The organism is Sphingobacterium spiritivorum (assembly GCF_016724845.1).
Taxonomy (GTDB): Bacteria; Bacteroidota; Bacteroidia; order Sphingobacteriales; family Sphingobacteriaceae; genus Sphingobacterium; species Sphingobacterium spiritivorum_A.
In genome coordinates this window covers 2275535-2288175 of sequence record NZ_CP068082.1, presented here as the reverse complement: position 1 = coordinate 2288175, position 12641 = coordinate 2275535, and the positions used below count along the sequence as shown (strand labels likewise).

Here is a 12641-nt window from a genome sequence, read left to right as displayed (position 1 = left end):
ATCGACGCATGTACTCAAATATATGAATAAGCTCTTAATAAACACCCCTCAAAACGTAAAATTTGAATATAATTTAGCCACTTTAGGAGCCCGGATTATTGCCTTTGGGATAGATCAGCTTATTGTTATAGCTTATGTTATTCTTGCCGTTCTTATTTTGAAGTATTCCGGAGCAGGCTTTTTATCAGATTCATGGACGACAATGGGATTATACAGTCTGTTTATGCTTCCGGCTTTCTTTTATCCGTTTGTCATGGAAACAGTCCTTTCGGGGCAGACACTCGGAAAAAAGATAATGAAAATCAAGGTTGTCAAAATTGACGGAACAAGAGCTACTGCTTATCAGTATTTTATTCGTTGGGTATGTTCCATTGTCGATATTTTCCTTTGCATGGGAGCATTGGGAATGAGCAGTATCATTCTGTCCAAAAAGGGACAGCGTATCGGAGATCTGGCAGCAGATACCACAGTGATCAGCACGCAGACGAATACGCTGCTCAGCCATACTTTGTTTGCAGAAATAACAGCAGAGAGAGCTGTTATGTATCCACAGGTCATCAAATTAAGCGATCAGGATGCTAACACTATAAAAGATGTTTTCAATAAGGGATTTAAGCGTAAAGACTACAATATTATCTGGGCTTTATCCGCCAGACTTGAACAGATATTAGGCATTCAACGGGACAGAAATCCGGAAGAGTTTATTGATATTATTATAAAAGATCATTATACGATATTCCGCAATAAATAGAAAAGTCCCATTCAAATGAATGGGACTTTTCTATTCTATATTATATCAATTATACTGTTGCAGCTGAAGTCGGGATCTGGCGATCTACTTTCTTCACCAATCCTTGCAGCACATTGCCTGGTCCTACTTCGACAAACGCTTCTGCTCCGTCACTTAGGATATGTTGTACCGTCTGTGTCCAGCGAACAGCTCCTGTGAGTTGTGCAATAAGATTTTCTTTAATTACAGCAGGGTCAGTCTGCGGCTTGGCATCTACATTCTGATAGATCGGACAAACCGGACTTTTGATGTCTACCGCTTCGATAGCTGCCTGAAGTTCTACACGTGCCGGCTCCATCAAAGGAGAGTGGAATGCGCCACCGACATTAAGTTTCAAAGCACGCTTAGCACCTGCAGCCAATAACAACTCACAAGCTTTATCCACTCCTGCTACCGTACCCGAGATAACCACCTGCCCGGGACAGTTAAAGTTTGCAGCGACAACTGTTTCCTCTACCTTAGCACAAGTTTCTTCGACTATGGCATCTTCAAGACCCAAAATCGCTGCCATTGCTGAGGGCTCGATTTCAGTCGCCTTTTGCATAGCATTCGCACGTTTGGCTACCAATTGTAAACCGTCTTCAAAAGTCAGTGCTCCTGCAGCTACCAATGCTGAAAATTCACCTAATGAGTGCCCTGCAACCATGTCCGGCTTGAAGTTTTCGCCCAAAGCTTTCGCTAGGATTACAGAATGCAGGAAAATAGCAGGTTGTGTTACTTTGGTTTGTTTCAACTCTTCATCCGTACCATTGAACATTATGTCGGTGATACGAAATCCTAAAATATCATTAGCCTGTTCGAACAGAGCCTTTGTTTCATCATTCAAATTATACAAATCCTGGCCCATTCCTACAAATTGAGCGCCCTGACCCGGAAACACGTAAGCTGTTTTCATATCTTATCTTGATTGTTAATGGAACAAATATACTTAAATATCCCTAATCCTCTTCCGAAGGCACAAAACTTAGAGAAGTCATCTTATCCGTATCAAAGATATCTTCTAATATTTCTTTGGCAGCATCTGCAGACACCTCATCAATTTTTTGAAAGACTTCATCCAGCGTTATTACCCGGTCATAGTCCATAATATTCTTCGCCACAGCAATGATCATACTCATTCTGTTTTCCTCTGCCAGCGCAATCTGCCCCTTAAATTTATTCTTTGCTTTTTGAAGTTGCGCAGCTGTAAGACCATGCACTTTCAGTTTATTCAATTCTTTGAAAACAAGGGATACCGCTTTTTTTGCTTTCTCCTCATCCGTTCCCAGATAAATGGAAAAAATCCCTGTATCCGAAAACATGGAATAATTGGATTCTATCGTATAGGCGATCCCGTACTTTTCACGGATAGATAAGTTCAGAATAGAACTCATACCCAATCCTCCCAGCATATTATTCAATAATAACAGCCCGGTTTTTCGTTCATCCCGTATACCATAAGCCTGCGTACCCAACATATAATGTACCTGATTTATGGGTTTCTCCACCCGAATATGTTGCGGAGCATGCACCGGAACAAGGGTTCTGTCTCTCTGTATAACAGCTGTCTCGATCTGCCCGAAAATACGATTGACCAGTTTTTCTATCTGCGTTTTTTTATAATCTCCGGTAATACCGATAACAATATCATTGGTATTATAATTCCCCTGCATAAAACGAAGTATATCGCTTTTTTGCAAGCCGATCAACTGATCTTCTATTCCCAGAATATTATGCCCTAAGCCGGAATCTGCGAATAAAATATCTTCAAAATCATCAATAATAGCATCTTCAGGGCTGTCCAGATAGGATGCCATTTCATCTACAATAACACTTTTTTCCTTTTCCATCTCAATATCAGGAAAAGTGGAGTGAAATATAATATCTTCAAACAGGTCCAGTGCGCGATCCAGATACGGATTTAAGACAGAAGCGTGAATACAGGTATACTCCTTCGTGGTATAGGCATTCAAATCTCCTCCTACCGTCTCCAACCGGTTTAAGATCTGATTTGTATTTCTTCGTTCCGTTTGTTTAAATAGCAGATGCTCTATAAAGTGTGCTACGCCAAATTTTCCGTTTTCTTCATCACGGGAACCGGCATTGATAAGAAGACAGGTATGTGTGATCGGAGTTTGCTGGGGATATAAAACTATCCTAATGCCATTCGATAATCGAATAATCTCATATTCCATTGTAGTCATCTAAAAATATTATGGGTGTTCAATATACATCGTATTCCAATACCTACGATGTACGGGACTGTGCAAAACTACATAATTATAAAACAAAAACGGCTGCAGTCTTTCAGAACTACAACCGTTTGTCGATTTCAAAGGTATAAAATTACATTCTGGGTGGACGTCCTCCTCCTGGAAATCTATTCTCTTCCTGTGGACCTACACCTCCTGCAAACTTGGAGAATTTGTAGGTAAACATCATCATGAAGTAACGGCCGAGTCTGTTGGTCCGGCTGTCAGAGATCTGAATATCTGAAAATGTTCTTGAAATATTCGTCTGCTCATTCAGCAGGTCAAATGCCTGTAAACGGAGCGTACCTCTGTTTTGCTTCATAAATTTTTTCTCTACATATGTGTTTATAACAAACGGGTTTTCATTATAGGCATTTCCCTGATAGAATGTCTTTGACAGATCTGCTCCAAAAATAACCGATGGTGAAATATTAACAGATCCGATCAAAGTCGGTGCATAAGACTGCATCACTACTGTTGTATTATTAAGGGTATTGTTGGTATGATTCCAAGAGTATCTGAAACCCGGATTTATCTCCAGATTTTCAGAAGGATTATATCTGAACATCACCCCTTGGTTTAAAGCCCAGTTTTTAGCAAGATTCAGCTTTCCGTCCGTGTAAGATGGATTATTATTATAGGTCAATCCTCCCATAAAGTTTATACTATAAGTCTTGCTCTTGAATGAACGTCCGTAATGGTAGAAACCATTCAGACTAAATGCTCCATCCTCATTCAGATAATTAACTTCCTGTACTATTCCAAATTTTGGATCGGTTCTTCTGAAATTGTTGGACACGATTTTATCCTGTGTCAATGTTCCGTTCAGCATCACAAAGAATGTTTTGCCTTTTTGAAAATCGGATGAATTAAACCGGAATCTCAGATTATGGCGGAATTCAGCCGCTAAATCCGGATTACCCGTAACCACGTTTGTCGGATTAGAATTATCTGTGAATGGCTGTATCTGTGTGATAGATGGCTCATTGGAATTTCCGGAATAGTTGATCTGCAAATTCTTCTGCCGATTGAATTTGTACTCGAATCTGGCAATCGGGATAAAATTAAACCCATTGCGGTGAATATTGATTTTATTCCCGTCAACTATCGCATCACCATCTAATATAGAAGGCTGGACTGAAGCCCCGATAGCATACTTGATTTTATCATTATTATAGCTAAAGTTGGCACCTACACGATGAGTACTAAAGGAATAATCATACATACGCTCAAAATTAAAGTTATCGTCATCCAGAACTGACCCGTCAATATTGTAAGCTTTCTGATTACGGTTATTGTCATAGGTATTGACATTGTAGTCATACGAAACTTCTAATTTGCCAAACTGGCTCAATGGTTCTATATAGGATACACTTGCACCTCCGTTCCAGCTTTTATTATCAAGCTCGGCCAGCGTTCGCCTGTAAATACTATCCATGGTAATAGTGCTGTTGTTGGGATCGCCGACTAAGGTCTCAATAATACGGTCCTGATCTTGTTTGGTTCCCGAAGAATTGATGTTCATATTGAAAAAAATATTTCTACCCATATCATTCAGACGTCTGTTGTACAGAGCACTGATGCCGACATTCGGACTTCTTGAAGAACTGTATGAGTTATTGGATTCAGTATTATAAAGCACTCCGTTTAAGAGATTTTCATTGTGACTGTATGTGTCAGTCGTTGTTTTTCCATAGCCAAGCTGAGGTGAAATTTTAATAAAATCCTTTGCTGAAGGCTTCCATTCCAGATTTGCTTCAAATCTATGGGTATTCCCGATTGTATTTGTGGTAGACTCGGTATTCTTGTCTAATGTAGAATCAGGATATAAAAATTTGTTGAGACTGGAGGAAATGACATCATTGTCATCGTGACCATAGCTATAGCTACCATATACAGTCACCTTATCATTATAATCCTGTCTGTAGTTTAGTCCGAATGATCCTGTATTGGTAATTCCGTTAGCACCACCAAACATACCGCCTCCTCCTCTGGCACCGCCTCCTCCCTGGCGTCTTCTTGCTCCGCCACCTTGTGTATTAAAATCAAAGAGCGGGGCATTGATATTGTTCAGGTTTCCTAAAGCGGAGATTTGCATGCCCTCTTTCATGGCCAGGATCATACCTGTAGCCTGATAACGGTCTTCAGTACCGTAACCAAGTCTTAATGTAGTCGTATATCCTTTATTTTTTGCAGGGTCGATCTGTATATTCAGGATTTTTTCGGCATCTCCTGTTTTATTCCCGGTCAGATTAGCCACATCACCATAATCATCAATAATCTGAATCTTCTCAATAATATCTGCAGGCAGATTTTGTGTTGCAGTCTTTACATCTCCTCCAAAAAAGTCTTTGCCATTGATACGGATACGCTTTATCTGTTCTCCCTGCGCTGTAACCGTTCCATTTTTATCTACTTCTACACCTTCCAGTTTTTTTAAGGCATCTTCTACCAAAGCTCCGTCCCGTAATTTCAGATCCCGTGTAGTATATTCCAGTGTATCACTTTTAACCACCACTGTCGGAACTCCGTCTACTACGACTTCCTCCAGCATCGTACTGGTAGGCATCAGCTCAAAACTCGGAATAGACAGACTATTCTGTCCCGCCTGAAAGGCGAATTCTTTCTCGAAAGTTTCATAACCTATACTGCTTACCTTGATTTTAAATTTTTCTCCCTTTACATTGCTGAAAGAATACATACCACTCATTGACGAGCTGGTACCCACCGAATCTTTATCTGAAATCAGCGTGACTGATGCTCCTGCCACCACCCGGGATTTGCTGTCCCTTAGAAAACCCTGCACGCTTTTACCTGTTTGTGCTAATGCACTGGTAGCTGCCATACAGAAGACGATAAAAAAAACGGAATACTTTTGAAGTATTTTCATATGTATATAATTATTAATTCTGATCCAGTATGGTCAATATCCACACCTCTGTTTGTACTTTACCTTGATTTTTAGGCATTTGTTGGGTAGCGTAAGGCCTTCCACCGGCAACGGCTCTTCCCTTGTTAGCCCTGGCTGATCTGGCCATAACTGACCACATAGTATTTAACTGTAACTGAATTCCGACAGGATCTTCATCCTTATCTGTGGCTAATCTTGAAACCGGCAACACAGCCTCATAGCACAGATTATCGTGTTCGTCGATCCGTATTTGCGCCTGAATTCCATAATTATTTGAGAAAGAAAGATTTCCATTTACTAATGACTGAAAGCCGGAAATCTGATATCCCCGTGCTGTATTAAGCAACACTTGTCTGATATCCTGACCTTTATAATCATCAGATTGTGCCAGTTCCCTTACATCTTCGCGGTCAGCAACCGGATATATCAACTCGGCTCCATCCTTTTTCTTTACATTGCCATGTACTCCAAACGTTATGCCCCAGCGCACGACATCTCTCTGCAGTTCTTTATCTTTGATTTTGACCGCTGCATACAGGTAGTCTCCGTTTCGGGCAACAGAATAGCTCCAGGAAGAATCCTGATTAACGGTAAAGAGTTTACCTGACCATTCATTCAACTGTCCGTCTATCACTACATTATCAATCGCAGGAAGAGTTACAACAGGTTGTTTTGATTTCTTCTGCCCATAGCCAGACGTTGAAATCAGGAAACATATACATATGATGAGAATTTTCTTCATAAACCGGTATTCGTGATGAACAAGGGATTGGACGTAAAGAATTGCCAAAGGTTTGTTCACCATTCGTTTTCGTTACAAAAGAACTGATAAGAAGTGTTAATTACTGTAAAAGCAGGTTAATCACAGAGAAGTTACATTTTAATCCCGGCTTAAGAAATATTACTTTTGAAGTTTAATTGAATACCATGCTATTATCCACATTTCAGATAGAACGTATAGAAGCCGGCTGCGATGAAGCAGGAAGAGGCTGTCTTGCGGGACCCGTCTTTGCCGCTGCAGTTATTTTTCCAAAAGACTATCATCATGATCTTCTTAATGATTCCAAAAAATTAAGTGAGAAGAAACGAATGGCATTGCGCCCCATTATTGAGCAGGAGGCTCTTGCTTTTGCGGTAGCCAGTGTTTCCGCTGAAGAAATTGACAAAATCAATATTCACAATGCATCCTATCTGGCCATGCATCGTGCATTGGATCAGCTAAAAGTGAAGGCTGAATACATTATTGTAGACGGAAATCGCTTTATCCCTTATCCGGAAGTTTCACATACCTGTATTATCAAAGGGGACGGGAAATATCTTTCCATTGCAGCCGCGTCTATATTGGCGAAGACCTACCGGGACGAGTATATGGAAAGTATAGCCTGCGATTTTCCGGCCTATGACTGGTTGCAGAATAAGGGCTATCCTACTGTCAAACACCGAAACGCAGTCCTTGCATACGGACTAACGCCACATCACAGAAAAACCTTCAGAATAACCGATCCGCAGCTCAAATTATTCTAAAGGTTTTTAAATCTTATTTAATAAATATTTAGTTGGTCCGTTTCGGTTTTTCCGATTCAGGACCTTTTTTCTTGTCTTGACGTACACCATACCAGACCGCACCTGCTAATCCCAGCACCAGTATGACTGACGCTATTGCAGAAAGGATATTTGTGGTTTTGACGGATTCCGGAGCAAAGATAAATTCAATCTTGTGGTTTCCTCCGGGTACCTGCAATGCTCTCAAAATATAGTCTGCACGGATAATCTGTGTCTCTTTACCATCGATATAGGCTTTCCATCCCTTATCATAGAATACTTCAGAAAATACAGCGAATGCATCATTCGGTGCTGTATATTCATACTTCAAGGTGTCAGGATGATACGAAGTGAGGGTAATAGAGGAATTGACAGGCAAACCTAAACGGCCTGCATCAATCTTATCCTTGAATTCCTGATTGACAAAAGCTTCTTTCTTAGGATCAAAACTACCTATAGCCTGCATCTCTTGCGCATTGTCTTTCACAAATGTCACTTTATCTACAAACCAGGCATTACCCGGAGCAGAACTTCTTCTAACTACTTTCTGAGCACCGTTTGAAGGGTCTGCTGTAATCAGGTAGCGAACATTGAACATATCCAGTACATCTTCATTTAAAGCCCCGTTAAACTGATGTTCCAGAATCTCCTGAAAGCGCATCATTTTGGCAGCATGATATCCTCCCAGGTTTTTATGGAAATAGGATGCTGTAGCATCTGAGAACGCATTTGTTGTAAGATCCAGCACACGATAACTTGGATCCTGATCCAGACGGATCAGCTGATCAACCTCACGCTCGGGAATCCGGGTGGAAGAAGGGTTTGCAAAAGAATCATCATTCAGGTAGCGCTTATCCACAGACCACAGATCTGCAAGGAAAATCACTCCCAAAGCAACAACTAATACAGTATAATTTAATTTCTTTTTCAGGTAAAACCAGATCAGACCAAATGTCAATGCAACAATGAAGAACGAACGCCAGGCATCTTTACTTGCAAGCGAAGCACGATCCTTCACCAATGCTGTCACAGTTTCGTTTGCAACAGTACGATCTCCGATCTGCTGTGTAAATATCTCCACAAGATCCTGATGCTTAGAATTACGGAGGCCCAGGAACATCTCCGGAACTAATGCGATCAAAAGACACAAACCTCCTACACCTATGAAAGTGTAGAGTACTTTCTTATCTAGATTTTTGATTTCAGAAGAACGGTTGATCAACTCATTGATACATAATATAGCCAGTATTGGGATCAGCAATGCCGCAATGACCAATATGGATTCTACAGCTCTGAACTTATTATACATCGGGAAGTAGTCAAAAAACAAATCCGAAATAAAAGGAAGATGACGACCAAATGAAAGGAAGATGATAAGTGCTGTAGCTCCCAGGATCCACCACTTAATACGCCCTCTGACTATGAATAGCCCCAGAACAAACAGAAATAATATACTTGCTCCAAAATACCAGGGACCTGCAGTAAATTGTTTTTCACCCCAATATGACGGCATCTGCTTTGCGATTTGTGCAGCCTGCATAGCAGAAGCACCTTTCGATTCATAAAGTTTGGCAACATGTGAATTTTCATCCAGAACTCCTTGCGAGCGACCTCCGTAAGCATTAGGAATCAAAAATGTGATGGTCTCCCCCACACCCTGACTCCAGTCATATGCATACTGTTTATCCAGCCCTTTTTGTTCATTTGTCTCATCGACTTTGATAATATTGGCCTTACCACGGGTAGAATATTTACTGTATTCGTAAGTAGGATATAATACAGATGCGTTGACCAGCACCGCAAGAATAACAGCGGTTAACTGAACGCCGCTTGCCTGTAAGAACCCCTTGATTCTCTTTTCTTTGATCGCATGGTAAAGTTCGATACCGACCAATACTAACAAGGCAATAAACAGGTAATATGTAACCTGAATATGGTTGACACGGATTTCTAAAGCCATTGACAAAGCCAGAATAGCTCCGCCTAATAGAAATTTGCCCCGATAGCACAGAATAATAGACCCGATAATAGGCGCCATATAAGCAATAGCATAAGCCTTATTCACGTGTCCGGCTTCTATATAAATAAAATTATAGGATGTAAATGCGACAGCTATTGCACCTACCGCAGCTAGCCATGGCCTAACCTTCAGGACACAGAACAAAAAATACGCTCCTATTAGATACAGCAATACAACATCTATTGGTGTTGGAAAAACTGTTTTTAAACCTCTGGATATATAGGTGCCGACATTGCTGCTATGCTCTGCCCAGATCTGGTAGGTGGGCATACCTCCAAACATAGAATTTGTCCAGTTGGGCGCATGTCCGTCCTTGGCTTTATAATCAAATAATTCTTTCTGACTTGCCTCTGCCTGCAGCACATCATGTTGTGCCAAAGTCTTACCCTGCCATATAGGTGTAAAATAAAAAAACACCATAACGATGAAGATTCCGACAATCGCAAAGTGTACTGCATTTTCCTTAAACCAATTTTTCATGTACTCTAAATAGGTTGTATGTAATGATTAAGCTCCAAAAATATACAAATCATTTTAAAATTCGTCAGAATAACAAAAAAGGATTTCAGTGTTGTATGACATGAAATCCTTTTTCCCTGTGTGACATTCTCAGAAGTTGTCAGCTATTCGCTTTTTTGAATCAGTTTTTTAATATTGGAAAGTTCTCCGAATAAGACGAGCAAATCCTCTTCCCTGAGCATGGTATCAGATTTGGCAATTCCTGTTGCTTCTTTCACTTTCACGTTTTTGCCTTTTTCCTGTACATCCCGCTGATTGATCGTAGTAAGTACAATCACCCCATAACTATTTGTCAGATTCGCCTGTTCCAGCGTCATCCCGATATATTTAGCGGGTACTTTAGTCTCTACAATACTGTATTTATCCGAGATTTTGAAGGAATCTACGATGTCAATATTATCCAGACGCATCGCCAGCCTTTCCGCAGCCTCTTCCTCCGGCATGATGTATTCGTCAATCTCCATTGCTTCCATAACTGTCTTCTGCAAATCAGATACTACACGACCAATAATACGTTTCACGTGAAGCTGCTTCAATAAGGCCGTAGTAAGCATCGAAGCGCCCTCGTCTTCACCAATGGCCACTATAACAGCATGACTGTCTCTTAGTGGCAGAGCGCTCACTGAATCACGGTCTGTAGTATCCATACATACCGTATGAGTCACCCGATCCTTCAATTGTTCTACAATCGTAAGATTTTTATCGGCACCGATTACCTCATGTCCCAACTCGGTGAGGTGTATCGCCAACGATTTCCCAAAATGTCCTAATCCTAATACAATATATTTCATGCTGATAAATTAGAATAATATTTTTTCACTCGGATAGACGTAATTTCTATTCCGCATATTTTTGATAAACGCAACAAGCAGAGTCAATGTACCCACACGCCCGACAAACATAGTGAAGATAATGATAATCTTACTGGCTGGACTCAACGATGGAGTGACACCCAAAGAAAGTCCACAGGTCGTATAAGCAGATACCGTTTCGAAAAGAAGCTCTTTCATTCCTTTGCCGGGATCTGAAAGATTGAGCAGGACAAAAGAAATTCCAATCGTAACTCCTGAAAGCAATATAATGGCAAACGCCTTATTTACAGACTCAGGAATGATCCTTCTTTTGAAAATATCTATAGAATCTTTTCCTCTTGCCAGAGATAAAATATTCAATAATGCAATAGCCACAGTCGTCACTTTCACACCTCCGCCGGTAGATCCCGGAGAGGCTCCGATCCACATCAAAGAGGTCACCATAATTACGGTAGGCCCACTCAAAAAATTAAGATTTATACTGTTGAAGCCGGCTGACCGGGAAGCATTAGTCATAAAAAAAGCGGATACGATCTTGCCATACCAGGTCTCATCCTGCTGAAGCGTATTGCTGTATTCAAACAGAAAGTAAGAACTGGTCGCCAACACGACAAGGATAAGATTACAAATCAGTATAAATTTAGAATTAAAGCTGAAAGGCCAGGGTTTATGAACATAACTGCGTTTTAAGATCAGCTTGCAAAACAGCGCCTGAACCTTTGTTTTTGCATAGGTATAGAAATTGTAAACTGTTCCAAAGCCCAGTCCTCCGAAAACAAATATCATGGCGAGCGCCAATTGAAAATTGTAATTGTATCGGTAATCTGCATGCTGTATACCATCCGGAAGAATAGAAAACCCGGCATTACAAAATGAAGAGACAGCATGAAAAATGGAAAAGAAAACCTGATCACCAATAGAATTAAACAGGGTTGGATCTAGCGTAAAATAAATAGAAACAGCACCTATAAATTCGAATAACAGTGTAATAAAAATAATAGTCAGCAAAGTACTGATTACGGAGTTAAGTTTATTCTCTTCCAGTATCTCCCCAAACATAAGTTGATTTTTAAAAGAAAATCCACCTGAAAAGAAGTACCCGAAAAAACCAGTAAAGGTCATAATTCCCAATCCACCGATCTGGATAAGAACCAGAATCACGGTCTGTCCGAACATGGAAAAATTAGAAGATATATCTGTCACCGACAGTCCTGTAATACATACTGCACTCGTTGCCATAAATAAGGCATCTATAAAAGTCAAAGGAGCGACTAAAGTGGTGCGGGGCAGCATAAGAATCAAAGTACCGATCAGGATCAGCACTAAAAAACTGATAACAAAAAGGATCGTAGGATTAAAGTAGAAGTTATCAAAAAACAAACTGTTTTTTGATAACGCAGATAAAAAGATGAGATATATTCCCAGATATATCCACTCTTCTTTATTAAAAAATGAAAGCGATTCAAGTCCGGAAAGCCGGGCAAGAGTGATAAAGAAAAAGTAGCCAATGATTACAAGTCCGGAAATATTGGAAACCCCGATTCTCTTTTGAACTAATATCGATGATACGGTACGAAATCCTTCTAACAGGAACAAACCAAAGAACATTCCGTGTATAACAACTTCGAATACTTTCGCAATCTTAGGATCTGTTATATATCCCACATGCAAAATAACGGCAAATGCACAGATCATGCTCACATAGAACATGCAAATGTCTATTATCTTGTTTTTGTATTTAAAAATAAACTTTAAGAAACCTAACATCCTCTTTTCTGCTGCAACTGTAAGGTAGCAAAGATAGCCACCTCCTTTC

The 12641-nt window shown here is 40.3% G+C and carries 9 protein-coding genes; 2 read left to right on the top strand and 7 right to left on the bottom strand.

Translation table 11 applies throughout. The features are described from left to right. The first annotated feature begins 22 nt into the window (after positions 1-22). Positions 23-751, top strand: a complete 729-nt coding sequence (locus I6J03_RS09625; protein WP_003013055.1) for an RDD family protein — start codon at positions 23-25, stop codon at positions 749-751. A gap of 49 nt (positions 752-800) precedes the next feature. On the opposite strand, the gene fabD is transcribed toward I6J03_RS09625, so the two are convergent. The 4 genes from fabD to I6J03_RS09605 form a co-directional block, all read right to left on the bottom strand. Next, positions 801-1685 carry an ACP S-malonyltransferase gene (gene fabD / locus I6J03_RS09620; protein WP_003000266.1) on the bottom strand — a complete coding sequence of 295 codons (885 nt, stop codon included), beginning with the start codon at positions 1683-1685 and terminating at the stop codon, positions 801-803. Between the two features lie 43 nt (positions 1686-1728). Next, positions 1729-2973 (bottom strand): M16 family metallopeptidase, encoded by a 1245-nt coding sequence (locus tag I6J03_RS09615; RefSeq protein WP_003013057.1) that lies wholly within the window; start codon positions 2971-2973, stop codon positions 1729-1731. A 142-nt stretch (positions 2974-3115) separates the two neighbouring features. Then, entirely contained in the window at positions 3116-5911 is a 2796-nt protein-coding gene (locus tag I6J03_RS09610; RefSeq protein WP_003013064.1) for an outer membrane beta-barrel protein, read from the bottom strand. Positions 5912-5924: 13 nt separating this feature from the next. Beyond that, positions 5925-6674 (bottom strand): hypothetical protein, encoded by a 750-nt coding sequence (locus I6J03_RS09605; protein WP_157600631.1) that lies wholly within the window; start codon positions 6672-6674, stop codon positions 5925-5927. Positions 6675-6859: 185 nt separating this feature from the next. Between I6J03_RS09605 and I6J03_RS09600 the strand changes: the two genes are divergently transcribed. Further along, entirely contained in the window at positions 6860-7456 is a 597-nt protein-coding gene (locus I6J03_RS09600) for a ribonuclease HII (RefSeq protein ID WP_003013070.1), read from the top strand. Between the two features lie 28 nt (positions 7457-7484). Here the strand turns inward: I6J03_RS09600 and I6J03_RS09595 are convergent, their stop codons facing one another. From I6J03_RS09595 to I6J03_RS09585, 3 genes are all read right to left on the bottom strand, one after another. After that, entirely contained in the window at positions 7485-9974 is a 2490-nt protein-coding gene (locus tag I6J03_RS09595) for a YfhO family protein (RefSeq protein ID WP_003013072.1), read from the bottom strand. 143 nt (positions 9975-10117) lie between these two features. Then, positions 10118-10804, bottom strand: coding sequence for a potassium channel family protein (locus tag I6J03_RS09590; protein ID WP_003013075.1), 687 nt, complete (start codon positions 10802-10804; stop codon positions 10118-10120). A 9-nt stretch (positions 10805-10813) separates the two neighbouring features. Then, a complete protein-coding gene (locus I6J03_RS09585) occupies positions 10814-12535 on the bottom strand; it encodes a TrkH family potassium uptake protein (RefSeq protein ID WP_236586223.1) in 1722 nt (573 codons plus the stop codon). Positions 12536-12641: the final 106 nt, after the last annotated feature.